The sequence below is a fragment of the Kribbella sp. NPDC050241 genome, from assembly GCF_044459685.1.
GTDB lineage: Bacteria > Actinomycetota > Actinomycetes > Propionibacteriales > Kribbellaceae > Kribbella.
This window is the reverse complement of sequence record NZ_JBITJE010000001.1, coordinates 128365-154069: the sequence shown is the minus strand read 5'-3', so window position 1 is coordinate 154069 and position 25705 is coordinate 128365. Positions and strand designations below refer to the sequence as shown.

Annotated in this window: 23 protein-coding genes and 1 riboswitch; of the genes, 19 read left to right on the top strand and 4 right to left on the bottom strand. The window is 69.1% G+C overall.

Features of this window, described 5'->3' with window-relative positions; translation table 11 throughout:
• The first annotated feature begins 7 nt into the window (after positions 1-7).
• The 8 genes from ACIBG5_RS00700 to ACIBG5_RS00665 all read left to right on the top strand — a co-directional run bounded on the left by ACIBG5_RS00700 (position 8) and on the right by ACIBG5_RS00665 (position 11651).
• Complete coding sequence (locus ACIBG5_RS00700) at positions 8-2308, top strand: bi-domain-containing oxidoreductase (protein WP_396389322.1); 2301 nt, start codon at positions 8-10, stop codon at positions 2306-2308.
• On the top strand, positions 2305-4266 hold the full coding sequence (locus ACIBG5_RS00695; RefSeq protein ID WP_396389321.1) for an alginate lyase family protein: 1962 nt from the start codon (positions 2305-2307) through the stop codon (positions 4264-4266). The genes ACIBG5_RS00700 and ACIBG5_RS00695 overlap by 4 nt, the downstream gene beginning before the upstream one ends.
• A 77-nt stretch (positions 4267-4343) precedes the next feature.
• Positions 4344-5558, top strand: coding sequence for a hypothetical protein (locus ACIBG5_RS00690; RefSeq protein WP_396389320.1), 1215 nt, complete (start codon positions 4344-4346; stop codon positions 5556-5558).
• Positions 5555-7189 carry a YveK family protein gene (locus tag ACIBG5_RS00685; RefSeq protein WP_396389319.1) on the top strand — a complete coding sequence of 545 codons (1635 nt, stop codon included), beginning with the start codon at positions 5555-5557 and terminating at the stop codon, positions 7187-7189. Before ACIBG5_RS00690 ends, ACIBG5_RS00685 begins: the two co-directional genes overlap by 4 nt.
• Positions 7186-8433, top strand: a complete 1248-nt coding sequence (locus ACIBG5_RS00680) for an O-antigen ligase family protein (RefSeq protein ID WP_396389318.1) — start codon at positions 7186-7188, stop codon at positions 8431-8433. The genes ACIBG5_RS00685 and ACIBG5_RS00680 overlap by 4 nt, the downstream gene beginning before the upstream one ends.
• Positions 8430-9632 carry a glycosyltransferase gene (locus tag ACIBG5_RS00675; RefSeq protein ID WP_396389317.1) on the top strand — a complete coding sequence of 401 codons (1203 nt, stop codon included), beginning with the start codon at positions 8430-8432 and terminating at the stop codon, positions 9630-9632. The genes ACIBG5_RS00680 and ACIBG5_RS00675 overlap by 4 nt, the downstream gene beginning before the upstream one ends.
• Before the next feature lie 34 nt (positions 9633-9666).
• Complete coding sequence (locus tag ACIBG5_RS00670; protein ID WP_396389316.1) at positions 9667-11277, top strand: right-handed parallel beta-helix repeat-containing protein; 1611 nt, start codon at positions 9667-9669, stop codon at positions 11275-11277.
• A 5-nt stretch (positions 11278-11282) separates the two neighbouring features.
• Entirely contained in the window at positions 11283-11651 is a 369-nt protein-coding gene (locus ACIBG5_RS00665) for a hypothetical protein (protein WP_131350811.1), read from the top strand.
• A 41-nt stretch (positions 11652-11692) separates the two neighbouring features.
• Here the strand turns inward: ACIBG5_RS00665 and ACIBG5_RS00660 are convergent, their stop codons facing one another.
• The 4 genes from ACIBG5_RS00660 to ACIBG5_RS00645 all read right to left on the bottom strand — a co-directional run bounded on the left by ACIBG5_RS00660 (position 11693) and on the right by ACIBG5_RS00645 (position 15286).
• Positions 11693-12295: an RNA polymerase sigma factor gene (locus ACIBG5_RS00660; protein WP_396389315.1), complete on the bottom strand. Its 603-nt coding sequence runs from the start codon at positions 12293-12295 to the stop codon at positions 11693-11695.
• A gap of 93 nt (positions 12296-12388) precedes the next feature.
• Positions 12389-13915 (bottom strand): sugar transferase, encoded by a 1527-nt coding sequence (locus ACIBG5_RS00655; RefSeq protein ID WP_396389313.1) that lies wholly within the window; start codon positions 13913-13915, stop codon positions 12389-12391.
• A gap of 274 nt (positions 13916-14189) precedes the next feature.
• A complete protein-coding gene (locus tag ACIBG5_RS00650) occupies positions 14190-14465 on the bottom strand; it encodes a hypothetical protein (protein ID WP_396389312.1) in 276 nt (91 codons plus the stop codon).
• Positions 14462-15286, bottom strand: a complete 825-nt coding sequence (locus ACIBG5_RS00645) for a PspA/IM30 family protein (RefSeq protein ID WP_396389311.1) — start codon at positions 15284-15286, stop codon at positions 14462-14464. Before ACIBG5_RS00645 ends, ACIBG5_RS00650 begins: the two co-directional genes overlap by 4 nt.
• Before the next feature lie 165 nt (positions 15287-15451).
• Between ACIBG5_RS00645 and ACIBG5_RS00640 the strand changes: the two genes are divergently transcribed.
• From ACIBG5_RS00640 to ACIBG5_RS00590, 11 genes are all read left to right on the top strand, one after another.
• A complete protein-coding gene (locus tag ACIBG5_RS00640; RefSeq protein WP_396389310.1) occupies positions 15452-16039 on the top strand; it encodes a DUF3043 domain-containing protein in 588 nt (195 codons plus the stop codon).
• A gap of 24 nt (positions 16040-16063) precedes the next feature.
• A complete protein-coding gene (locus tag ACIBG5_RS00635) occupies positions 16064-17077 on the top strand; it encodes an aldo/keto reductase family protein (RefSeq protein ID WP_396389309.1) in 1014 nt (337 codons plus the stop codon).
• A complete protein-coding gene (locus tag ACIBG5_RS00630; protein ID WP_360456095.1) occupies positions 17074-17283 on the top strand; it encodes a hypothetical protein in 210 nt (69 codons plus the stop codon). Before ACIBG5_RS00635 ends, ACIBG5_RS00630 begins: the two co-directional genes overlap by 4 nt.
• A gap of 32 nt (positions 17284-17315) precedes the next feature.
• Positions 17316-17381, top strand: a riboswitch (cobalamin riboswitch).
• A 115-nt stretch (positions 17382-17496) separates the two neighbouring features.
• On the top strand, positions 17497-18207 hold the full coding sequence (locus ACIBG5_RS00625) for an SCO2322 family protein (RefSeq protein ID WP_396389308.1): 711 nt from the start codon (positions 17497-17499) through the stop codon (positions 18205-18207).
• Positions 18207-19295, top strand: coding sequence for an energy-coupling factor transporter transmembrane component T (locus ACIBG5_RS00620; protein WP_396389307.1), 1089 nt, complete (start codon positions 18207-18209; stop codon positions 19293-19295). The genes ACIBG5_RS00625 and ACIBG5_RS00620 overlap by 1 nt, the downstream gene beginning before the upstream one ends.
• On the top strand, positions 19292-20902 hold the full coding sequence (locus ACIBG5_RS00615; protein ID WP_396389306.1) for an ABC transporter ATP-binding protein: 1611 nt from the start codon (positions 19292-19294) through the stop codon (positions 20900-20902). Before ACIBG5_RS00620 ends, ACIBG5_RS00615 begins: the two co-directional genes overlap by 4 nt.
• The gene (locus ACIBG5_RS00610; protein ID WP_396389305.1) at positions 20899-21708 is read left to right on the top strand and encodes an ECF transporter S component; all 810 of its coding nucleotides are present in this window, start codon (positions 20899-20901) and stop codon (positions 21706-21708) included. The genes ACIBG5_RS00615 and ACIBG5_RS00610 overlap by 4 nt, the downstream gene beginning before the upstream one ends.
• Positions 21701-22231, top strand: a complete 531-nt coding sequence (locus tag ACIBG5_RS00605) for a bifunctional adenosylcobinamide kinase/adenosylcobinamide-phosphate guanylyltransferase (protein WP_396389304.1) — start codon at positions 21701-21703, stop codon at positions 22229-22231. Before ACIBG5_RS00610 ends, ACIBG5_RS00605 begins: the two co-directional genes overlap by 8 nt.
• Positions 22228-23049 (top strand): adenosylcobinamide-GDP ribazoletransferase, encoded by an 822-nt coding sequence (locus ACIBG5_RS00600; protein WP_396389303.1) that lies wholly within the window; start codon positions 22228-22230, stop codon positions 23047-23049. Before ACIBG5_RS00605 ends, ACIBG5_RS00600 begins: the two co-directional genes overlap by 4 nt.
• Positions 23050-23213: 164 nt before the next feature.
• Positions 23214-24401 carry an ROK family protein gene (locus ACIBG5_RS00595; RefSeq protein ID WP_396389302.1) on the top strand — a complete coding sequence of 396 codons (1188 nt, stop codon included), beginning with the start codon at positions 23214-23216 and terminating at the stop codon, positions 24399-24401.
• Positions 24402-24563: 162 nt separating this feature from the next.
• The gene (locus tag ACIBG5_RS00590; RefSeq protein WP_360456116.1) at positions 24564-25637 is read left to right on the top strand and encodes a substrate-binding domain-containing protein; all 1074 of its coding nucleotides are present in this window, start codon (positions 24564-24566) and stop codon (positions 25635-25637) included.
• The last annotated feature ends 68 nt before the right edge of the window (positions 25638-25705 follow it).

The following is a 25705-nucleotide window of genomic DNA, read 5'->3' as shown; positions in this document are numbered from 1 at the left end:
GACTGGCATGAAACAGGTTGCACAGAACTACAAGTCCGGCGAGCTCGCGGTCCTGGACGTGCCTCCGCCCACCTGTGCGCCGGGCGGCGTGCTGGTCCGCTCGTTGTACTCGCTGATCTCCACCGGCACCGAGCTGATGAAGGTCGGCGAGGCCAAGCTGTCCATGCTCGGCAAGGCGCGGGCGCGGCCGGACCAGGTCCGCAAGGTGCTGGACTCGGTCGCCCAGCAGGGCGCGGTCAACACCTACAAGAAGGTGATGAACAAGCTCGACTCGTACACGCCGCTGGGCTACTCGCTGTGTGGTGTGGTGGTCGAGGTCGGCGCCGGCGCCGAGGAGTTCAGCGTCGGGCAACTGGTCGCTGCCGCGGGCAACGAGTTCGCGCTGCACGCGGAGTACAACTGGATCCCGGTCAACCTGTGCGTGCCGGTGCCGGACGGCGTACCGCCGGAGCAGGCCGCGTTCTCGACGGTCGGTGCGATCGCGATGCACGGCGTACGGCAGTCGGAGGTGCAGCTCGGCGACACCGCGGTGGTGATCGGTCTCGGGCTGGTCGGTCAGCTCGTTGTGCGGCTGCTGGTTGCGGCCGGAGTACGGGTGTTCGGGATCGACACCGTCGACGACCGGTGCCGGATGGCGGAGAAGGCCGGCGCGCTGCAATGCTCTTCCGCGGACGAGGCGGGGATCGCGTCGCTGGAACGGTCGATCCTCGAGGCTTCCAGCGGACTGGGTGCCGACCACATCCTGCTGGCCGCCGGTGGTCACTCGAACGGTCCGGTGGAGACCGCGGCCCGGCTGGCGCGAGACCGCGCTCGGGTCGTCGACATCGGCAAGACCAGGCTGGACCTGCCGTGGAACGCGTACTACGACAAGGAACTCGACGTCCGGTTCTCCCGCTCCTACGGCCCCGGCCGGTACGACGACCGCTACGAACTCCAAGGCATCGACTACCCCGCCGGCTACGTCCGCTGGACCGAACGCCGCAACCTCGCCTGCTTCGTAGACCTGATAGCCCGCGAACAGATGGACATCGGTTCCCTGATTGCCGGCACCTTCCCGATCGCCGACGCGACAGATGTCTACCAGCAACTCAGCACAGGAGCCCTCCCCGGAGTCGGCTTCCTCTTCGAATACCCGAAGGATGCCGCGGAAACGGCGGAAGGCAATAGAGCGGCGCACAACGCCGGAGCCGCCGCGGCGCAGAACACCGGAGCCAGCGCAGCGCAGAACACCGGACCCGGCGCGGCGCAGAACACCGGAGCCGGCGCGGGAATTGCGGGAACCGCGCCCGGGTCCACGGGTGCTGCGACTACTACCCGCCGGCGGGAGCCGGCCGGGAGGCCGGCTTCCGCCGGCGGAGCACGGCTGGGGTTCATCGGGGCGGGCAACTACGCATCGAGCATGCTTCTGCCGCACCTGCAGAAGAACGAGGATGCGGTCCTGGCTCGCGTCGCGACCAACAAGTCGCTGTCCGCCGCCAACGCCCAGCGCAGGTTCGGATTCGAGAACATCTCGACCGAGGCGAACGCCGTACTGTCCGACGAGAGCCTGGACGCGGTGTTCGTGGTGACTCGGCACAGTAGTCATGCGGAGTTGGCGTGCCGGGCGCTGGAGACCGGGAAGGCGGTCTTCGTGGAGAAGCCGCTGGCGCTGACCACCGAGGACGTGGACCGGATCGTCGCCACGGTCGATGCGACCGGCAACGACCGGCTGATGGTCGGGTTCAACCGCCGGTTCGCTCCCCTGCTCACCGACCTGCGCGACCGGTTCGGCGACCCGGGCGGCAACTACTCGCTGCGCTACCTGGTCAACGCCGGCCGGCTGGACCCGTCCAGCTGGTACCTCGACCAGGACAAGGAGGGCAGCCGGTTCGGCGGCGAGGGCGGTCACTTCATCGACACCCTGGCCTGGTGGCTGAACAGCCCGCCAACCGAGGTGTACGCCGTACCCGGACCGGACGCCGGCGACGTCATCGTCACCCTGCGGTTCGCGAACGGTTCGGCCGGCCAGATCACGTACGTCGGCGGCGGCAACGCACGGTTCCCGAAGGAGACGCTGGACATCACCGGCGGCGGCCGCAACGGCCGGCTGGACAACTTCCAGAGCGCCTCGGTCTGGGCCGGCCGGAAGCCGTCGACCCGGAAGGCCCGCGGCACCGACAAGGGCCAGCGTGCCGAACTCGAACGCTTCGTCGCCGCGGTCAAGTCCGGCGGCCCGATGCCGATCTCGTTCGACTCACTGATCGCCACCACGCGCGCGACCATCGCCGTCGACCGGAGCCTGGCCAGCGGCCGTCCGGAGATGGTGTGAGCCGCCAGCCCTTGGGCTGGTACGTCCGCCGCCTGCGCCGGATGTCCCCCACCGAGCTGGCCTGGCGAACGCGCGACCACGTACGTCGTACCACCTGGGCCTATCAGCAGGTCAAGCCCGGGCAGGACGTGCAGGTGCATCCGCCTGTACGCAAGGAGCTGACCTTCGGTAGGACGCTGCCGTCGCATGCGGCGGACGCCGTACCGGAGGAAGCGCGCAAGGCGATCATCGCGACCGCGGACGCGATCATGGCCGGAAAGCTCGAGGTGCTCGGCGCCGACCGGACGGACCTGCGCTCGCCGGACTGGTTCCGCGACCCGACCACCGGCCGGCGGTCCGACCCGGCGCAGTACACCTTCCGGCTGAACCACCGCAACGAGGAACTGGTCGGGAACGTCAAGCAGGTCTGGGAATTGTCCCGGCACCACCACCTCACCCAGCTGGCCGCGGCCTGGTACCTGACCCTCGACGACGCGTACGCCGAGCGTGTCGCCGAGCACCTGAACGACTGGTGGCGGTCCAACCCGTTCCTGTCCGGTGTGCACTGGGCGAGCGGGATCGAGATCGGCATCCGGCTGATCAGCTGGACCTGGATCCGGCGACTGCTGAACGACTGGCCAGAGGTCACCGACCTGTTCGACCACAACGAACTCGCGCTCCGGCAGATCTACTGGCACCAGCGCTATCTGGCCGCGTTCCGCAGCCGTGGTTCGTCGGCGAACAATCATGTGATCGCCGAGGCCGCCGGGCAGCTCGTGGGTGCTTGCGCGTTCCCGTGGTTCAGCCAGAGCTCGCGCTGGCGCGACGATGCGGCCGCGCTCCTCGAGAGCGAACTGGACGCCAACACCTTCCCGTCCGGCGTGAACCGCGAACTCGCGACCGACTACCACCGCTTCGTCTCCGAGCTCGGCCTGTACGCCGCTCTTGAGGCGGACAAGGCCGGTCATCCGCTGACCGAGAAGACCTGGGCCCTGCTGACGCGCACGATCGACGTGGCCGCGGCGATTGTCGACAACACGCTGCGGCCGCCACGTCAGGGCGACGACGACGAGGGCATGGTGCTGGTCCTGGATCCGCCGAATGTCAGCAATTGGTCGGCGTACCTGTCTCTCGGCGCCGCCGTCGTCGGCCGCGCGCCGTGGTGGCCGGAGGTCCCGGTCACGGCGACCGCGGCCCTCGTCGGTTCACTGGTAGATGGTCGACAATCCGATCGTCCAGCCGAACGACCAGAGCATTTCGAGGATGCGGGCCTCACGATCCTGCGCAGCCGCGACGCAGGGCCGGAGATCTGGTGCCGCGCCGACGCAGGCCCGCACGGCTTCCTGTCCATCGCCGCGCACGCGCACTGCGACGCACTCTCGCTCGAAGTCCGGGTCGGCGGCGTCGACGTCCTGGCGGATCCAGGCACGTACTGCTACCACGGTGAAGAAGCCTGGCGGAACTACTTCCGCTCGACCATCGCCCACAACACCGTCGAGATATCCGGCACCGAGCAGTCCGTCCAAGGCGGCCCGTTCCTCTGGTTGCGCGGGGCAACAGGCCGGGTACGCCGGTACGCCGCTGATGGTGATGTGGCGACGTGGGACGCCGAACACGACGGCTACCAATCCGGCGACAATCCGGTGATACACCGGCGGACCGCCGTACTGGATCACGGAGTACTGCGGGTCGAGGACCGGCTCGACACGGCAGCCGGCGTACGGATCGCGTGGCATCTCGGGCCGGAAGTGACCGTCGACCTGGACGGAGCGACCGGACGGCTGGAGTGGCCGAACGGCTCGGCGGTCGTCGAGTTGCCGGCCGGCCTGAGCTGGTCCGCGCACCGTGGTGACGACGATCCGTTGCTGGGCTGGTACTCACCGCGATTCGGGCACAAGGTCCCGATCACGACGCTCGTCGGTACCGGGAACCTCACGGCGGAGGACCCGGCGGTCAGCACCTTTCGATTCCGGTCTTGACCGGAGATCGGCTGTATCAGCCCTCGGTCACCGCCCTCTATTACAGGACACATTGTGGCGTTCGACTGGAGGGGACTGTGAGCGCACAGCAGCTCGACGTCAAGAAGTCCTGGCGGGCCATTCGTAGGTACCGCCTGATCGTGGCTGCCGTGGCAGCGGTCGGCCTGCTCGGCGGTATTGTCGCCGGGTTCTTGGTGCCGCCACTGCACACCGCCACTTCGCTCGTGGTGCTGCCGCCACCACTGGCAGCCGATCCGGAGAAGGCGACCGGCACGCAGAGCATCGAGACGCAGGTCTTCATCGCGGAGAGCGAGCCGGTGCTGAGGAGCGCGGGGCAGAACCTGTCGCCCGCGCTGTCCTCCGAAGTGGTCAAGGGCAGGGTCAAGGTCACCGCCGTCACCGACGACGTCATCCAGATCGACGCCAAGGGAACGACGGCCGGTCAGTCGATGCGACTGGCGAATGCTGTCGCCGAGGTCTACCTGGTCTTCGTCACCACGGACCAGAAGCTGCCCGGCGACCTGGGGAAGAAAACGGGGGCACGGGTCTTGGAGCAGGCGACTACCGCACGCGGCGGGAATCTCGCGATTCACTTGGGAATCTTCGGGTTGCTCGGCGCACTGATCGGCGCCGTGGCCGGCTCGATCGGCGTACTGGCGAAGGTCCGCGGCGACCGGCGGCTGCGGCTGCGGGACGAGATCGCGGACGCGGTCGGACTTCCGGTGCTGGCGTCGGTTTCGTCGTACCAGGCCACCGATGTGTCCGACTGGGCCTATCTGCTCGAGCACTATTCACCGACGGCCGTCGAGGCCTGGAGTCTGCGCAAGACGCTGCACCACCTCGGCCTGGACGTGAAGGGCGGCGGGCCTGTCTCGCTGACCGTCATCTCGTTCGCGGGTGACGACAAGGCGCTGCCGCTCGGCCCGCAACTGGCCGCGCTCGCCACGTCGATCGGCATCACCACCTCGATCGTGGTCGACTCGCACCGGGAGCCGGCCGGCACCACGGCGTTGAGCATCCACCTGGTCGTCGTCGATCGGGACGCGCCGCACCTGGTCGGCGCCGAGCGCACCACCAACACGATCGTCGCCCTGTCGGCCGGCACCGTGACGGCCGAGGAACTGGCCCGGCTGGCTGTCGCGGCCGCGGCCGACGGCCGGAACATCGACGGCCTGGTCGTCACCGATCCCGACCCGACGGACCGCACCATCGGCCGCGTCTCGCAGTCGATGCGCCGGTCGAGTTCCCGGCTGCCGACCCTCCTCACCGGTACCGCGAGGAGAGGCAAATGAGTAACCAGCCGTACACCGAGCCCGTGGTGAGCCAGCCGGCCTGGACCGACGACGACGGCCTGTTCGCCGACGACGGACCGTCGACCGCGTACCCGCCGGACGCGCTGGTCACCTTTCGGTTTCTCCGCGACGCAGTCCGCCGGCACCTGCGGATCTGGCTGATCGTCGCCATCGTCGGGCTGGCCGGTGGCCTGGCGTCGACCGTCGTAGTGCCGACGACGAACGCTTCGTCGACCCGCTTGCTGCTCACCCATCGCGATGGTGAGGACCCGGCCAAGGCGATGGCCACGGATGTCAGCCTGGCGACCACACACACGGTGGCACAGCGGGTCATCGACCTGCTCAAGCTGCCCGAGACCCAGGACGACCTGCTCAAGGAGTACACCGTGGGCGCCAAGACCGACCGGGTGCTCGAGATCACGGCCTCAGCGAAGACTCCTGACCAGGCGAACAAGCTGGCGACCGTCGTCGCACAGGTGTTTCTGGTCTACCGCAAGGAGCAGATCGCGCTGCAGGACGCGCCGCTGCGTCGCGACAAGACCGCGGCCGAGAGCGACGTGACCGTGGCCGAGCAGGCGGTCCGCGCCGCCGGCGACGATCCGGACGAGCTGAAGCGCCCGACCAGCCCGGAGGCGACCCGGCTCGGTGCCGCTCGCGACCGGGCGCAGTACGTCGGACAGCAACTGCTCGACCAGCAGGTCCAGGCTTCGCGGATGAACAGCAGCCGGATGCTCGACGCGGCCGCGCCGGTGCCGGTCTCGGCCAAGCGGACGATCGCGATCAACGCGGCCACCGGGCTGCTCGCCGGGCTGTTCATCGGTCTCGGCTTCGTCATCGTTCGTGCGTTGATCTCTGACCGGCTGTGGAAGCGGCAGGACATCGCCCGTGCGCTGGGTACCCGGGTCCGGCTGAGCAGCGAACGGCCGCCGCGCTGGCAACTGCTGCCCTATCCCCGGTACCTGAGCGACTCGCAGCGACGGCAGCCGGAGGTCCGGCTGATGGTGCAGCACCTCGACCAGCGCATCTTCTGGGGCGAGCGTCCCACGCCAGGCATGACCGTGGTCAGTGTCGACGACGTGAATACCTGTGCCCTGGTGGTGGCGTCGCTGGCGGTGGCGCTGGCCGAGGAGGGCAAGCACGTGCTGGTGGCCGACCTCACCGAGACCGGCAGGCTCGCGGGGATGCTCGGCGTCAAGACTCCCGGCACCCACGAGTCACGGTTCAGCGAACCGGGCCTTCGGATCGACGTCCATCGCCCCGACCCGGACCGCGGACCGGCGCAAGGCTGCTATCTGCACCTGAGCGACTCCAACCGGCCGTCGAGCTCCGGTGACGTCGCACTCGACTCGGCCTGGGAGGTCTCGGACATCGTTCTCACCCTGACCACCCTGAGGCCGGAGATCGGCGCCGATCACCTGGGCACCTGGGCGTCGCACGCCGCCGTCGTGGTGACCGCGGGCCAGTCGACCACCACCAAGATCCAAGCCACCGGCGAGATGCTGCGGCTGGCCGGAATCGAGCTGGACACCGCTGTCGTCCTCCGTCCGGATCAGACCGACGAGGGTGTCGGCGTCGCCGAAGCCGAGGCCGGTACGCCGAGGACGGTGGACGTCGAGATGTTCGGCCGATGACCACGATCACCACCCGGTGGAGCACGCAGCTGGCCACGCGGCTCGGCCACCGCCCGACCAGGCGGGTGGTCGCGCCCGAGGTCCGGCGGCGCCGGCGGGTCCAGCTCACCTGGGCACTCCTCGTGCTGAACGTGATGACGTTCTTCCCGGGCGCGCCGCACCTGCTGCCGATCCCGGGATCCGTCGGCAAGCTCATCGCCCAGGGAGCCCTGGTCGGCGCACTGATGATGGCGCTGTCGGTGAACCGGCCGGTCCGGATCCGGCCGAGTGTGTTCATCTTCCTGCTGCTGATGCTGGCGGCCGAGGGCCTGCTCGCCAGCGTCCGGGCCGAGTTCCTGTTCGGTGCGCTGTTCCGCGCCGGCCGCCTGTTCACCTTCGCGATGGTGCTGTGGCTGCTGACCCCGTGGTGGACCCGCCGGGACCTGCTGCTCGTCCGGACGCACCTCCTGGTCCTGTGGACCATCCTCGGATCGGTCGTCCTCGGTCTGCTGGTCGCGCCCGGGTTGGCGCTCACCGAAGACCGGCTCGGCGGCGCCCTCTGGCCGATTCCACCGACGCAGGTCGGGCACTACGCCGCGGTGGCGGCCGGCCTCACGATCGTGCTGTGGCTGTCCGGGCTGCTCCGGCGCGGAGTCGCGCTCACCAGCGTGCTGGTCGCTATTCCTGTGCTGCTGCTGACGCATACCCGTACCGCATTGGTCGCGATGCTGGCCGGCGTACTGATCGCCGGGCTGAGCCTGTTCACCGCACGGTCGCGGGTCCGCAAGTCGTTCGCGATCGGCTTCGCCGTCTTCTCCGTCGGGGCGCTCACCCTCGGCTCGGTGGTAGCGACCTGGCTGGCTCGTGGCCAGGACGCCGAAGAGGTGACCGCGCTGACCGGCCGCCGGGAAGTCTGGGACTCGATCCTGGCCCAGCCGCGGTCGGCCTTCGAGACCCTGTTCGGCTTCGGCCTGTCCAACAAGTCCTTCAACGGCCTGCCGATCGACAGCAACTGGCTCGGCACGTACTACGACGTCGGGCTGGTCGGGGTCGCGATCACGATCATGCTGGTGCTGTTCGTCCTGACCGCCGCCTGGTTCCGCCCGCAGGGCCCGCATCGCGCGCTCGCGTTGTTCCTGGTCGCGTACTGCGTGGTCGCGTCGTTCACCGAGAGCGGCCTCAGCGAAGCGTCGCCGTACCTGCTCGAGCTGACGCTGGCGGCGTCACTCGTGTACTCCACATCCACCCGTGAAGGAGTGCGATGAAGATCCTGCTGGTACACAACCGGTACCGGTCGACCGCGCCGAGCGGGGAGAACCGGGTGGTCGACCAGGAGAGCGAGGCGCTGACCGCCCTCGGCCACGAGGTCCGGCACTTCGAGCGGCACAGTGACGCCATCGAGGACTGGCCCGCATGGCAGAAGGCGACGCTGCCCGCCCGCGTGGTCTGGAACCCGGCGAGCCGGCGGGACCTCGCCGCTGCTCTCGCCGAGGACCGGCCTGACGTCGTTCACATCCACAACACGTTCCCGCTGCTGAGCCCGTCCGTGCTGTACGCGTGCCGCAAGGCGGGCGTCCCGGTCGTGATCACTCTGCACAACTACAAGCTGCTGTGCGCCAGCGGCGACTTCTTCCGCAACGGCGAGGTCTGCCACGACTGCGCCGGTGGTAACCCGGCACCCGCGGTGATCCACCGATGCTACCGGGGATCCGCGCTGGCGACCTCGACCACGGTGCTGAACGCCCGGAGCCACCGGCGCAGCTGGCGCCGCCTGGTATCGGCGTACATCTTCATCTCCGAATCCCAGCGACAGCTGATGGCCGCGATGGACTTCGATCCGGACCGGACGTTCGTCAAACACAACGTGGTCCCGTACGACGGCCCCGTCGGCGGACCGAAGGAGCGCCAGGTCACGTACGTCGGACGCCTGGACGCGGCCAAGGGCGCTCCCCTGCTGATGAAGGGCTGGGACGCGTACCGCGCGATCGCCGGCGACGACGCGCTCCGGCTCGTGATCGCCGGCGGCGGTCCGATGCTGGACGAGGTCACCGCCTGGGCGGCCACCCGGCCGTCCGTCGAGCTGCGCGGGATGATGACCAAGCCGGAGGTGTTCGAGCTGATCCGCTCGTCCCGGGCGGTGGTCCTGCCGTCGGAGTGGGAGGAGACGTTCGGCCTGGTGGTCGTCGAGGCGATGGCAGTCGGAGTACCACTGCTGGCGTCCGGCCACGGGTCGTTCCCGGACCTGATCACCGACGGCGTCGACGGCGCACTGTTCGAGCCGGGACGTCCGGACGCGCTCGCCAAATTGCTGCTCGACGTCGACACATCCCCCGACCGGTACGACGATCTCGGCCGGCAGGCCCGGACGACGTACGAGAAGAAGCACCAGCCACACCAGAGCATCGATCAGTTGCTCGACATCTACCGGTACGCGATCGAGCACCCGGTAACCGCCACCGCCTGAGTCCGAGGCCCAGATGCCCCCCGAAGGAAACGCCATGGAACAACGCGACCCGTCTACGGGACACGCGTGGTACCGCCGCCCGCCGTTCCTCATCGCCGCGGTGTCGGTCGTGGTCGCCGCGCTGGTCGTGGTCGGGATCACCGTGCTCGACGGCGAGGGATCGAAGGCTCAGTCCACTCCGTCCGCTTCACCCGCGGCCACGGAAACCAACGTCACCGCACCGACAGCGCCGCCGGCGCGGGTCTGCGGGAACGAGAAGGCCCTGGCCGGTCCGGCCAAGGCTCCGTCCGGTGCGGTCGTGGTCGGCACGGGCCAGAACCTCAACGATCTCACCACCTCGCATCCGGCCGGTACGACGTTCTGGCTGTCGCCGGGCACGCACCGGGTCGGGACCGGGCCGTACGCCCAGGTCATCCCGAAGGACGGCAACGTCTACGTCGGCGCGCCCGGCGCGGTCCTCGACGGCGGGAAGAGCAACCGGTACGCCTTCACCGGGTACGCCGCCGGGGTCACGGTGAAGAACCTGACCATCCAGAACTTCGGCGCACCCCGGACCAACAACGACGAGGGCGTCGTGAACCACGACGCCGGCTCGCGCTGGACGATCCAGGCCAACACGATCCGGCTCAACGCCGGCGCCGGGCTGATGATCGGCGACCACAACGTTGTCCGCGGCAACTGTTTGGAGAAGAACGGCCAGTACGGCTTCAACGCCTACAACCCGGGCAAGGTCAAGGGCATCACGATCGAGAAGAACGAGATCGCCGGCAACAACACCGACGACTGGGAGAAGCTCAAGAAGGGCTGCGGCTGTACCGGCGGCGGCAAGTTCTGGGAGGTCACCGGCGCGGTGGTGCGCGGCAACTGGGTGCACGACAACCTCAGCGCGGGGCTGTGGGCCGACACCAACAACACCGGGTTCGTGATCGAGGGCAACTACATCTCCAACAATTTCGCCGAGGGCCTCGTCTACGAGACCAGCTACAACGCCGGCATCCGGGGCAACACCTTCACCCGCAACGGTCTCGAGAAAGGCCTGCAGAACAAGGGCTTCCCGACCCCGGCGGTGTACATCTCCGAGTCCGGCAGCGACTCCCGGGTGACAGGCGTCTACAACAAGACCTTCGAGATCAGTGGGAACGTCTTCACCGACAACTGGTCCGGCGTCGTCCTGTGGGAGAACGCCGACCGGTTCGCCGGGTCGCCGGCCAACACCAGCACCGGATCGGGCACGCTGGTCAACCCGTCGGTGGTCACCGCCAAGACCTGCAACAAGAACACCATCGACAAGGAGCCGTACAAGAGCGACTGCCGGTGGAAGACGCAGAACGTGCAGGTGCACGACAACGTCTTCAGCCTCGACCCGGACAAGATCGGGAAGACCTGCGCGTTCCGTAGCGGCTGCGGCTTCAACGGCCTGTTCTCCAACTGGGGTACGTTCCCGACCTGGTCGCCGTACCAGAAGGCGAAGGTGCAGGACGCGATCACGTTCGACCAGGGCAACCGGTTCTTCGACAACACCTACGCCGGTCCGTGGAACTTCGTCGTGCACGAGCAGGGCAGCCGGGTGAACTGGGCCGCCTGGCAGGGCGCGCCGTACGGGCAGGACCAGGACAGCGTGATCAAGGTGCAAGGGGAGCGCTGAGCACGGTGATCGGGCCTCCTGAGCGTGCCGCCGGCGAGCAGATCGCACTGCTCCGCTCGGTCGGGTACGCCGCGTTCGGACGGCACGAGCGGGATCTCGATGTCCTCGACGTGGTCTTCGACAGCCTCGTCGACGCCCCGGACAGCGGCGACGTACGGCGGCTGCGGTTCGCCGGGTACGGCATCACCCTGGACGTCGACGTGCACGGACAGACCGACCTGACCGTCGAACTGCGGGTCTCCCCGTCGGGACCGGTGATGGTCGAGTCCCGCGGTGCCGACGACGGACCGACCGCGGCCCGGCTGGTCAGCTTCCTGCTCAGGTGGCCGGGCAGCACACAACGGCCGGTCCGGACCGCCTGGATCATGCTCTGATCAGACGGATCCGGACCAGCCGCCGGATACAGGCTCCTGCTTCAGGAGGCAAGCAGCAGTCTGAGCTTCTCCAGGCACCGGCCGCGGATCGGGCCGATGCTGCCGATCGGGATCCCGATCGTCGCCGAGATCTCCGCGTACGGCGCGGGCGGGTCGGCCATCAGCATGCCGAGCAGCTGCTGCCACCGGTCCGGCAGGCTCTCCAGAGCCCGCCGTACGTCGACCGCCCGCTCGTCGGCGAGTAGATCCGCGTCCAGCTCCGGCAGGTCGCCGGGCACCCCCTCGAACGCGGCCGACTCGTAGGTGAGCAGGACCCGCTTGCGGAACGCCAGCACCCGCAGGCATTCCCGGCGGGTGGTGACGACCAGCCACGCGCCGACCCGTTCGGGGTCGACGCGGTGGATGTGCTCGAGCAACCGCAGCCAGACCATCTGGGATACGTCCGCGGCGTCGCTGTCGCTGAGCCGGAAGCTGCGGGTAACGGCCCAGACGAGCCGCGCATAGTGGTCGACCAACCGGCTCCAGGAGCCCTGGTCCCCGGACGCGGCCTGGATCACCAGGGTCGCGGCCTCGGACCGGACGACGACAGCGTCGTCGGCCGTTTCCTGATCAGTACCGGGCTCGGCACTGAGGTGTTGCATCATGAATTCCCCCCTCGGGAATGCACCGCGTGTTCTGACGTCCCCCGACGTAGTGGTGCGGTTGACTCCGCCCGGCCGGCAGATGGCCGGGCGGGTTCAATAGGCGCCGTCGCTTCCCAGGACGGCGCGAGCGGTCTTCCACAAAATGAGCAGGTCCAGCGCGATCGACCAGTTGTCGGCGTACCGCAGGTCGAGCCGCATGGACTCCTCCCAGGTCAGATCGCTGCGACCGCTGACCTGCCACAGGCCGGTCAGGCCGGGCTTCACGAGCATCCGCCGCGCGTCGTCGATCTGGTACTTCGCGACCTCGGCGGGCAGCGGTGGCCGTGGGCCGACCAGTGACATGTCCCCCCGGAGCACGTTCACCAGTTGCGGCAGCTCGTCGATCGAGAACCGGCGCAGGTACTTGCCGACCCTGGTCACCCGTGGATCGTCGCGGAGCTTGAACAGCACCCCGTTGCCCTCGTTCAGCTTCTGCAGGTCGGCCTTGCGTTCCTCGGCGTCGGCCACCATCGTGCGGAACTTCAGCATCGAGAACTGCTCACCGCCGCGGCCGACCCGGGTCTGCCGGAACAGCACCGGCCCCCGGCTGGTCGCCTTCACCATGACCGCGGTCACGATCAGGATCGGCGAGACCGCCAGCAGCAGCAGACAGCCCAGCACCCGATCGAAGATGGTCTTCAGCAGGTGCGGCCCGCCGCTGACCGACGGCCGCTCCAGGTGCAGCAGCGAGAGTCCGGCGACCGGTCGGATCGAGATCCGCGGACCGGCGACCTCGACGATGCCCGGCGAGACGATCAGTTCGACACCGCGCTGTTCGAGCGCCCACGACAACTTCCGCAGCGTGTACCCCGCCAGCTCAGGATCCGCGGCCACTGCCACGACCTCGACGTCGTACTGGTCGACCGCGGCCAGGATGTTCATCTCGGTCCGGCCCAGCCGTTCGGGCTCCGGTTCCTCGAAGACGTCGCCGCGCGGCAGGCAGCTCGCGACCACGATGTAGCCGTCGGCCGGCCGCTCCTCCAGGTGCCGCCGCAGCGTGGTCACCTGGTCGTTGCGTCCGACAACGAGCACCCGGCGCATGCACCGCCCGGCGAACCGTCGCCAGGAGATGCTGCGGTGCAGCACCCATCGGCCGAACATCGCCGCCAGGCACGTCATCGGCACCGCCAGGATGACGAAACCACGCGCGACCTCGCTCTTGGTCGCGTACGACGTGATGGCGACCAGGGCGGTCAGTGCGACCGCGGCCCGGATGATCGAGCGGAACTCCTCCGGCCCGGTGCCGAAGTACCGGGTCTCATAGCCCCGCTGCAGCGCCACACAGGCCAGCCAGGCGATCGGCAGCAGCGCGCCCACCAGGATGTAGCCAAGGTTGATCTGGGCCCCGAAGCGGGCCACCAGCGCGAGCGAGCCGCCGGTCACGGCCGCGGCCAGGTCGGCCCCCAGCGCGGCTCGGCGGTACCTGCCCACCCAACGCGCCTCGGTGAACCGGGCCGACAGCGGCACGATCGCCGGAATCTCGTCCGGTACCACCCAGACCGGCCGACGACGCTCCCCCGACGGCGCCGGCCGTAGATCAGCCGAATCGGCCAACCCCTCGGACATGACGAATTCAGTCACGCACAGTCACCCCCCACAGGTGAAAAGCGATGCCCGCGACCAACCCACTCCCCGTCACGGACCTCGATGAAATGCCGCCCCCACAACGGCATTGACCCAGAGAGTACTACGGGAATGCCCTGGTCGGACAGTACCCGGAGCGAGTGTTTACCCGTGCGAAATCCAGCACCCAGACGAAGACCCCCGGAGCCTGTTTTCCAGGCTCAGGGGGTCTCGTGTCGACTACAGCACGTGATCGGCCGCCGGGTCGGGACGGCGATCGCCGGCAGTGTGTTCAGCCGGCGATCAGGCCGTCACCGCTGATCAGCTCGCGCATCTCGCCCAGCGTGCTGTCGCCCGGCGGCAGGATCGCGTCGGAGTCGTGCAGCTCGTCGTCCGGCAGCTTGTCGCCGGCCCGGACGAACTCCAGCAGCGCGGCGAAGGCAGTCTTGAAGCCCGCCTCGTCACTGGCGGAGACAGCCTTCTCCAGATCGGTGTCGACCGCATTCAGCTGGTCCAGCTTGTCGTCGGCCAGTCGCCACTGACCTTCGCCCATGATGCGAACGATCATCGAACATCACCGTCCTGCGGCCGGGCCGGCTCGGCGGCCGGCTGCTGCGCCGGCTGCTGGGCAGGCGCCTGCGCCTGGGCCGGCCCAGGGGTCTCACCGGACAGCTCCTTGGGCGCACTGCCGCCGGAGAGCTGCGCCTTCATCGCGGCCAGCTCGCTCTCCACGTCGGAGCCGGACGACATCCGCTCCAGCTCCAGCGTGATGTTGTCCTTCGCCGTACCGCTGGCGTCGTCGAGCGCGCCGGAGGCGAGCAGCTCGTCGATCGCGCCGGCCCGGGCCTGCATCTGCTGGGTCTTGTCCTCAGCCCGCTGGACTGCCAGACCGACGTCGCTCATCTCCTCGGAGATGCCCGAGAACGCCTCGTTGATCCGGGTCTGCGCCTCGGCCGCGGTGTAGGTGGCCTTGATGGTCTCCTTGCGGGTCCGGAACGACTCGACCTTGGCCTGCAGCCGCTGGGAGGCGAGCGTCAGCTTCTCCTCCTCACCCTGCAACTGGGCGTGCTGGGTCTGCAGATCGTCGATCTGGCCCTGCAGCCCGGACTTGCGGGTCAGGGCCTCCCGGGCCAGGTCCTCGCGGCCCATCGAGAGCGCCTTCTGCGCCTGGTCCTGGAGCTTGCTGGACTGGGACTGCAGCTGGGAGGCCTGCAGCTCCACCCGCTTGCGGCTGGTGGCCACGTCGGCCACACCTCGCCGCACCTTCTGCAGCAGCTCCAGCTGCCTCTGATACGAGTAGTCAAGGGTTTCGCGAGGATCCTCGGCCTTGTCCAGGGCGGAATTCGCCTTGGCCTTGAAGATCGTCGACATCCGCCTGAAGATGCTCATCGATATCCGTACCCCTTCTGTGCCGGCGTGACGACCCGGCGTGCCTTGTCCACCCTATGTCCCCACGGGTCACCACACCATCAGGACCGGCCCCGATAAAGTGGGTGTCAGGTCCGGGGACCACCCCGAGTCGCGACCTGCCCTGCCGAATGAGGTTCAGACCCCGTGTTCCGTCGTACCAAGTCTGAGACAGATACCACCGTACCCGCCGAGCCCCAGGCCAAGCCGGGCGGGAAGGGACGCCCCACCCCGACCCGCAAGGAGGCGGAGGCGGCCCGCAAGGCCGCGCTGCGCAAGCCGCGCAACCGCAAGGAGGCGTCGGCGTACCGGCGGGAGAAGGTCCGGACCGAGCGGGCCAAGATGCAGGACGCGATGCGTACGGGCGACGACCGGTACCTGCCGGCCGCAGACAAGGGGCCGGTCCGGCGGTTCGCCCGGGACTACGTGGACGCCCGCTACTCGGTGATGGAGTTCGCGCTGCCGGTGCTCCTGGTGGTGTCTCTGGTCGGCGTGGTGTTCTCGGCGCAGTTCCCCTGGCTGGCCGGCATCGTCAACCTGCTCTTCCTGGTGATGATCGTGCTGATCGCGCTGGACTGGTTCCTGCTCTCGGCCGGCCTGCGGAAGGCGGTCACGGCGAAGTTCCCGAAGGAGCCGACCAAGGGCATCGGGTTCTACGCGGTCCGGCGGACCATGCAGATGCGCCGCTGGCGGATGCCCAAGCCGATGGTGAAGCGCGGCGAGAAGCCGAGCTGATCCGGGCCCAGTAGGGTCGGGGGTATGGACTTCCGCTATCTCGGCAACAGTGGTTTGAAGGTCAGCGAGATCTCGTACGGGAACTGGCTCACGCATGGCTCCCAGGTGGAGAACGAACAGGCCAAGGCGTGTGTGCGGGCGGCCCTGGAGGCCGGCATCACCACGTTCGACACGGCCGACGTGTACGCCAACACCAAGGCCGAGTCGGTTCTCGGCGAGGCGCTGGAGGGTCAGCGGCGCGAGTCGCTGGAGATCTTCACGAAGGTCTACTGGCCGACCGGCCCGGGCGGACCGAACGACACCGGCCTGTCCCGCAAGCACATCCACGAGTCGATCAACGGGTCGCTGAAGCGGCTCAAGACCGACTACGTCGACCTCTACCAGGCGCACCGGTACGACACCGAGACGCCGCTGGAGGAGACGATGGAGGCCTTCGCCGACGTCGTCCGCTCCGGCAAGGCGCTCTACATCGGTGTGTCCGAGTGGACCGCCGAGCAGCTGCAGGAGGGCCACCGGCGGGCCCGTGAGCTGCGCATCCCGTTCGTCTCGAACCAGCCGCAGTACAGCATGCTCTGGCGGGTGATCGAGGCCGAGGTGGTGCCGGCTTCCGAGGAGCTGGGCATCGGCCAGGTCGTGTTCTCCCCGATCGCGCAGGGTGTGCTGACCGGCAAGTACGTGCCGGGCCAGCAGCCGCCGGAGGGCTCCCGGGCCACCGACGACAAGGGCGGCGCGAACATGATCCGGCGTTTCCTCAACGACGACGTGCTCACCCGGGTGCAGGAGCTGAAGCCGCTCGCCGACGAGGCCGGCCTGTCGCTGTCCCAGCTGGCCGTCGCCTGGGTGCTGCAGAACCCGAACGTCTCGTCGGCCATCGTCGGCGCCTCCCGGCCCGAGCAGGTGGTCGAGAACGTGAAGGCGTCCGGCGTCAAGCTCGAGGACGGCCTGCTCAAGCGCATCGACGAGGTCCTGGGCGGCATCGTCGAGCGCGACCCGGCCAAGACCGTGCAGAACTCGCCGCAGACCCGGCCGGGCTCATGAGCTGGAGCTGGCGGTTCGAGACCGCGAGCGGCGCCCTGGTCGATCCCGGTGAGGTCGGCGGGGCCGACTTCTCCGCGCAGGGCGACGCGGAGAGCTGGCTGGGTGAGACCTGGCGGGACCTGTCCGAGCGTGGCGTCGGGCAGGTCTACCTGCTGGAGGACGGCCGTGAGGTCTACGGCCCGATGAGTCTCGCCGCGCCAGAGTAGGCTTCGGTCCGAACCAAACGCCTGCGTCACAGGGAAGCCGGTCCAAGTCCGGCGCTGACCCGCAACCGTAGGCCACCTCAGGTGGCGAGCCGGAACACTGTGACGCAGGCAGACAGGCTCAGCTACCCGCCGTGGTCCGCGGGTGGAGCCCCTACCCTGCCTGCGCAGGCGGGACCTCCTCCATCGGGCCGCGGCCTGACCGAGGACAATCAGATGACTGCACAACGGACGCTACGACTGGTCCTCAGCCTGCTGGCGGGTCTCCTGCTCGCGGGGACCGTCGCCACCACAGCACAGGCCGAGGACGGTTACCGCTTCTGGGGCTACTACCAGTGGACGGCGGGCAAGTGGGCCTTCGCCCAGAAGGGCGCGGACGTCGTCGTACCGGCCGATGGCGCCGTGGAGGGCTGGCGGTTCGCCGTCGGCGGCGCGGCGCCCCGGATGCCGCGCGCGGCTGGTGACTTCGAGGCGATCTGCGGAAAGACCCCGGCCGAGACCGGGAAGAAGCGGGTGGCCCTGGTGGTCGACCCGGGTACGCCGGAAGACGCGCTCAGCGGTGAGACGCCGAAGCCGGCCACCGGCACCTGCGTGGTGACGGATCCGAAGTCGACCGGGGCGAAGATCCTGGCCGCGGTCGGCCCGGTCCGGATCGAGAAGGGCCTGACCTGTGGGATCGACGGGTACCCGTCCAAGGGCTGTGGCGACCAGCTGAAGAACATCAAGGTGCCGGCCACGGATACGCCGGTGACGCTGGAGATCGGTGCCGCGGTCGGCTCCACCGCTGCCCCCGCACCGACCACCGCCGACTCGTCCTCGTCCGACGACGGTGCACCGTGGACCGGCATCATCATCGCCGCGGTGGTCGTCCTCGTACTGGCAGGCGGCGGTCTGGTCCTCAGCCGCCGGCGCTCCTCGAGTCAGTAGTGCGTACTGTCCACCACCTGACGCTCCCCCGGGCCCTGCACCCGGGGGCATGGTGGCTGTGGTCCCTGGGGATGGCCGTGGCCGCCAGCAGGACGCGTAACCCGGTGCTGCTCCTGCTGATCCTCGCAGTGACCGGTTTCGTCGTGGCGGCCCGCCGGAGCGACGCTCCCTGGGCCCACAGCTACGCTGCGTTCCTCAAGCTCGGGCTGGTGGTCATCGGTCTCCGAGTAGTCCTGCAGGCGCTGCTGTCCACGCGCTCGCAGGGCAACACAGTGCTGTTCACGCTGCCCCAGATCCCGTTGCCGGAGTGGGCCAGCGGGGTCAAGCTCGGCGGCGAGGTCACCGCCGAGGCCTTGATCACCGCTCTGTACGACGGCCTCCAGTTGGCGGTCATGCTCTGCTGCATTGGTGCCGCCAACGCACTGGCCAGTCCGCGGCGACTGCTGAAGTCATTGCCTGGCGCCCTCTACGAGATGGGCGTGGCCTGTGTGGTGGCGTTGACCTTCGCACCGCAACTGGTGACGGACTCCCGCCGCATCCGCGCCGCCCGCCGCCTGCGCGGCCGCACCCGAGGTTCATTCCGTACGACGGCCATGCCGGTGCTGGAAGGTGCGTTGGACAGGTCCGTGGAGCTCGCGGCCGCGATGGACTCCCGCGGCTACGGCCGTACGGCGCAGGTCCCTAAGCACCAGCGCCGCCTCACCGGACTGTGCGTGCTGCTGGGTTTGCTAGGCATCCTGCTCGGCGTCTACGCGCTCCTGACCGACTCCATGGCGTTCCCGTTCGCTGCGGCCGCTCTCGGCGTCGGACTGCTCATGGCCGTCGGTGCGATGGCGGTCGGGCGGCAGCGGGTGACACGGACGCAGTACAGGCCCGATCCGTGGGCTCTCCCCGAGTGGCTGGTCGTCGGCTCCGGTGCGATCGCCGCCGCGGCCATGGTGACCGCAGCGTCGCGTGGCGTGGCCGGTCTGGTGTTGCCGGGGCCGATGGTGGTCCCACCTGCTCCGCTGCTGCCGATTCTCGGCATCCTCGTGGGCCTGACTCCGGCGCTGGCCGCGCCGCCACTGGTGAGGCGGGTGGTCGCATGATCGAGTTCGACCGGGTGACGGTCACCTACGACGGCGCCACAGAACCAGCCCTGCGGGACGTGAGTTTCACCGTGCCCGAGGGCGAACTGGCGCTCGTCATCGGCCGGACCGGTTCCGGCAAGTCGACGTTGCTGAGGGCAATCAATGGGCTGGTGCCGCATTTCACCGGTGGGACGCTGTCCGGGCGCGTCCTGATCGCCGGGCGGGACACCGGCGAGTTCCGGCCCCGCGACCTGGCCGATGTCGTCGGCATGGTCGGGCAGGACCCGATGGCGGGGTTCGTCACCGACACAGTGGAGGACGAACTCGCGTACAGCATGGAGTCACTCGGAGTCGCGCCGGACGTCATGCGGCGCCGGGTCGAAGAGACGCTCGACCTGCTGGGACTGGCCGACGTACGCGACCGTGCGCTGACGTCGCTGTCCGGCGGACAGCGACAGCGGACCGCCATCGGCGCGGCCCTCACCTCTCACCCGGCTGTGCTCGTTCTGGACGAGCCGACCTCCGCTCTGGACCCACAGGCGGCGGAGGAGGTGCTGGCCGCGCTGCAGCGGCTCGTGCACGACCTCAGTGTCACTGTGGTGATGGCCGAACACCGGCTCGAGCGCGTCATCCAGTACGCCGACCGCGTGATCGAAGTACCCGGTGGTTCTGCTGCTGTGTCGACCGGGCTGCCGGCGGACCAGATGGTGACCGCACCGGTCGCACCGCCTGTGGTGGAGCTCGGACGACTGGCCGGCTGGTCTCCCCTGCCGCTGTCGGTGCGGGACGCCCGGCGGGCTGCTGTCGCGTTGCGCAGCCGGTTGGACTCGGCTGCGCCGGTCAGACCCAACGCGTCACTTGGCTCTGAGCTCGCGCGGTGCACCGACCTCGTTGCTGGCTACGGCAGCGTCATGGCGCTGCGTGGAGTGTCCCTGAGCATCAAGGCAGGCGAGGTCGTCGCTCTGATGGGCCGCAACGGCGCCGGTAAGTCGACGCTCCTGAACGCGCTGGTCGGCATCGTCCCGGCCCGATCCGGTACGGCGGTCGCCGGCGGCGCGGATCCACGTCGCACCAGGCCTGACAAGCTCGTGAAGGCGGTCGGACTGGTGCCGCAGGAGCCTGCGGACCTGCTGTACGCCGCCACCGTCACCGACGAGTGCGCCAGCGCCGACTCCGACTTCAGAGTGCCGTCCGGTAGTTGCCGAGCGCTACTGAACCGGCTGGCGCCCGACATCGACGACCGGATGCATCCGCGGGACCTGTCCGAGGGTCAGCGGCTCTGTCTGGCGTTGGCCGTCGTACTGTGTAGTGCCCCGCCGCTCCTGCTGCTCGACGAGCCGACGCGTGGGCTGGACTACGGCGCCAAGCGGCGGCTCGTGGAGATCCTGCGTGAGCTCGCTGCTGCTGGACATGCGGTGGTGCTGTCGACGCATGACGTGGAGATGGTCGCCGAGGTCGCCAGCCGGGTCCTGGTGCTCGCAGAGGGCGAGTTGGTGAGTGACGGCGAGACTGCGGCGGTGATCGCCGGGTCGCCGGCGTTCGCGCCGCAGGTGGCGAAGATCCTTGCTCCGTTGCCGTTCCTGACCGTCGGCGAGGTCGCCACCGCACTGGACCGTGCGTCGTGAATCTCGTCCGGCTGAAGCCTCGCAGTACGGCGGCTCTCATGGTCGCCTCGTTGGCCGGGCTGCTGGCCTTCGGTTGGCCGTTGTTCTTGCACACGGATCAGGCGGGTGCGTCCGCGATCGGCCACACCACCGACGCACCGTGGCTCTTCGTCCTGCTGCTGCCGTTGCTGGTCGCCGTCGTACTCGCGGAGCTGTCGGAGTCGGGGATCGACGCGAAGGTGATCTCACTGCTCGGCATGCTGGCGGCTGTCGGCGCGGCGCTGCGGGCGCTGGGTCCTGGTACGGCGGGGCTGGAGCCGGGGTTCTTCCTGCTGGTGCTGGCCGGGCGGGCGTTCGGGGCAGGTTTCGGGTTCGTGCTGGGGGCTGTATCGCTGCTGGGTGGGGCGTTGATCAGTGGCGGGGTCGGTCCGTGGATGCCGTTCCAGATGTTCGCGTGCGCGTGGGTGGGGTGCCTGGCCGGGCTGTTGCCACGGGCGGGTGGACGGCTGGAGTTGTTGCTGCTGGCGGCGTACTCGCTGGTCTCCGGCGTGCTGTACGGCGTGGTGATGAACCTGTGGTTCTGGCCGTACGCGACCTTCGGCAGCGACTTCTCGTTCATCCCGGGTGACGCGCTGGCCGGGAACCTGCATCGGTACCTCCTGTTCGTGGTGGCGACGTCGTTGGGCTGGGACATCCCGCGCGGGATCCTCAGCGCGGTCCTGGTGCTGCTCGTCGGGGGGCCGGTGTTGAAGGCCTTCCGCCGTACGGCGCGGAAGGCGGCCTTCGACGTACCAGTGGTGTTCGATTCCGGGAGGGCGGATGGCTGAGCAGCGCACGTTGATCCTCGGCGGGGCGCGATCCGGCAAGTCGATCGCAGCCGAACGCCGCCTGGCCTCAGAGCCCGAGGTGTTGTACGTCGCGACTGGCGGCGACGACTCCGGTGACGCGGAATGGGCGGAGCGGGTCGCAAAGCATCAGGCCCGACGCCCAGCCAGTTGGGGTCTGGCGGAGACGATCGATCTGGTCCCGCTGCTCGAGTCGTCCGGGCCGCCGATGCTGATCGACTGCCTGACGCTGTGGCTCTCCCGCACCATGGACTCCCTCGACGTCTGGTCGGATCTGAGTCGCTCGGACCTGGTCGACGAACGCATCGCGGAGCTCGCCGGCGCCTGGTCGGAAACATCCCGGGTCGTGGTTGCCGTCAGCAACGACATCGGCTCCGGCGTGGTCCCCGCCGATGCCGGCACCCGCCTCTTCCGCGACCTGATGGGCCGCCTCAACACCACCATCTCCCTGGCCTCCGACCAGGTCCTCTGGACCATCGCCGGCCGAACCCTCCCCCTGACATGACGGAGAACGAGGGGCAGTCCGACCGGGGCGGTGGTGGATGGTTGGACGGGGCCTGGTTGAGTTTGGGCACGTTGTCGGTACTTCCTGCTCCGATGCCGTCGACGGTGGACCGTCCGGTCGGTGGGCGGGCGATGGTGCTCGCGCCCGCCGTCGGCTTGGTGATCGGCTCTGTCGCTGCCGGCGTCGTGGCGCTGGTCCAACTGGTGCGGCCGGATGCGGAGCTGCTCACCGCGGTGCTTGCCGTGCTTGTGGTGGCGGGCCTGTCCGGCGCACTGCACCTGGACGGCTTGGCGGATTTCGCGGACGCGCTCGGCAGCCGCCGCGACCGCGAGACCATGCTCCGGATCATGAAGCAGAGCGATATCGGGCCATTCGGTGTCGTCAGCATCATCGGCGTACTCCTGGTCGATGTCGCGGCCCTCACCACCTGCATCCAGGCAGGCTTCGGTTGGCAGGCAGCCCTGATCGCCACCACAGCCAGTCGCCTGACTCTGCCGTGGTCCTGCCGCACCACAGCACCCGCAGCCCGCCCGGACGGCCTCGGCGCCGTCGTTGCCGCCACCGTCCGCCCCCTGACAGCAGCCGCGGCCACAGTCGTCGTACTGGCCGCTGCCCTGGTCCTCACCTGGCTGACCACCGCGCCCGACTTCCTCCGACTCGCAGGCACCGCCGCCGCAGTCCTGCTGGCCGTAGCCACCGCGTTCGCCACCACCCGCCGCGCCCACGCTGCACTCGGCGGCACCACCGGCGACGTACTCGGCGCCACCGTCGAACTGGCGCTCCCGGTCGCTCTGCTGTCCCTCGCCCTGACCACCTAGCGCATGACGTACCGAGTGTGTCTTCTGTAGGCGGCGGGCAGGCGTGCATTAATGTCGCCGGTGAACGGCGAACGTGGGGTAGTGACGGCGAGGACAGATGTGATGTTGGCGGTTTACGGCCGGTACAGGGCCGGGTACACCTCGCGATCCGTTATGTTTATGTAATGAACGCAACCCGCCCCGCACCTGGGTCGCAGGCTTCGCTGCGCGAAGCCAACCGCGAACGCGTTCTGGGAGTCGTCCGGCAACACGGCCCCCTGACCCAGGTCGAGATCGCCACCGCCTCCGGACTGTCGGCCGCCACCGTGTCGAACATGGTCCGCGAACTGGACCAGGCCGGCATGGTCGGTCTGTCCCGCAGCATCCGCAACGGCCGCCGCGCGGTCCTGGTCTCGCTCGCGTCGGGCGGCGGTCTCCTCGCGGGCGTCGCCTTCGGCGAGCGCGACGTCCGGGTCGCGATCGCGAACGAGTCCCGTGAGGTCCTCGCCCAGCAGTTGATGCCGCTGCAGGCCGACCACGTCGCCGACGACGGGATGGAGCGCGCCGCCCGGCTGCTCGCCGACCTGGCCGAGACGGTCAGCTCCGGCGTCGAGGACATCAGCGCGATCGGCTTCGGCCTGCCCGCGCCGGTCGACTCGGTCAGCGGCGAGGCGGGGTCCGACGCGGTCCTGCCCGGCTGGCGCGGCGTGAACGTCGCCGAGGCGATGGCCGGCCACCTGCGGGCGCCGGTCGCGCTCGACAACACCGCCAACCTGGCCGCCCTCGGCGAGTTGCGCAACGGCGCGCTCCGCGGCGTCCGGCACGGCTGCTACCTCAAGTTTTCCTACGGTGTCGGCGCCGGCATCGTGCTGAGCGGCGAGGTGTTCCGCGGCTCAGCCGGTACGGCGGGCGAGATCGGTCACGTCACCATCGACGAGAACGGCCCGATCTGCCGCTGCGGCAACCGGGGCTGCCTGGACACGTTCGTTGGATCCCGCGCCCTGATCAGCAGCCTTGCCGCGTCGCACGGCCCGCTCCGGCTGAAGGACATCATCAGCCGGGCCCTGCAGGACGACCTCGGCTGCCGACGGGTGATCGAGGATGCCGGCCGCCGGGTCGGCGTCGCGGTGGCCGGACTGGTGAACCTGTTCAACCCCGAGGTGATCGTGGTCGGCGGCCTGATGGCGGAGGCCGGCGACCTGATCCTGCACCCGCTCCGCGAAGCTCTCGACCGCTGCGCGATCCCCAGCGCCGCCGCGACCGTGGATCTGCGACGCGCCGAACTCGGCGACGAGGCCGACATCATCGGCGCCATCCACCTGGCCTCCGCGCTCAGCCACGCTCAGGCCACCAAGTCGCTCAGCATCTCCTGACGCCACCTCGCCATCCGGAGTACGACGGGGGCTTCCGCCTGCCCTGCGACGGTCACGTTGCAGGAATATGTCTATTTCTTGAATTCAAGTCTTGACGTCAAGGCTACCGGGAGCTTGACTTCCGTCAGGCCTACCCGGGCCTTCACGTCAAGGAGCCGCCATATGTCCGTGTCAGCATCCCGTCTCGTCGGCCTCGGCCTCGCCGTCTCGGCCCTCGCCGTCTCCCTCGTCGCCTGTGGCTCCGACGACGGTGACTCCGGTTCGGGCGGCGCCAAGAAGATCGCGCTGCTGCTGCCGGAGTCGAAGACGACCCGCTACGAGGCGCTCGACCGGCCGCTGTTCACCGAGGCGCTGAAGGCCGCCTGCGCCGACTGCGAACTGATCTACAGCAACGCCGACCAGGACGCGGCCAAGCAGCAACAGCAGGCCGAGGCGGCGCTGACCCAGGGCGCGAACGTGCTCGTGCTCGACCCGGTCGACGGCAAGGCCGCCGCCGCGGTCGTCGCCTCCGCGAAGAGCCAGAGCGTCCCCGTGGTCGCGTACGACCGGTTCATCGAGAACGCCGACTACTACGTGTCGTTCGAGAACGAGGCGGTCGGGAAGCTGCAGGCCCAGACCCTGGTCGACACCCTCAAGGCGGCCGGCAAGACCTCCGGCAACCTGGCCATGATCAACGGCGCGCCGACGGACCCGAACGCGGCCGACTTCAAGAAGGGCGCGCACAGCGTGCTGGACGGCAGCGGCTTCAAGGTCGCCGCCGAGTTCGACACCCCGGACTGGAGCCCGGACAAGGCGCAGGCCTGGATGGAAGGCCAGCTGAGCGCGATCAAGAACGGCCTGGTCGGTGTGTACGCCGCCAACGACGGTACGGCGGGCGGCGCGATCGCAGCGCTGAAGGGTGGCGGCGTCACCCCGCTGCCGCCGGTCACCGGGCAGGACTCCGAACTGGCTGCGATCCAGCGGATTGTCGCCGGGGACCAGGCGATGACGATCTACAAGGCGGTCAAGCCGCAGGCCGAGGCCGCAGCGAAGGGCGCGCTGGCACTGGCGAACGGCAGCAAGCCCGAGTCGACCACCGAGAAGAGCGGCATCCCGTCGACGATCCTCGACCCGGTCGCGGTGACCAAGGCCAACATCAAGGACACCGTGGTCAAGGACAACATCTACAAGGTGAGCGACATCTGCACCGCGTCGTTCGCCGCCGCCTGCACCGCGGCCGGCCTGACCAGCAACTGACCCGCCCCTTCGGCGTTGCCCCGCAGTGAGGTGCGGGGCAACGCCGGGTCTGTCCCGGCAAACGGATC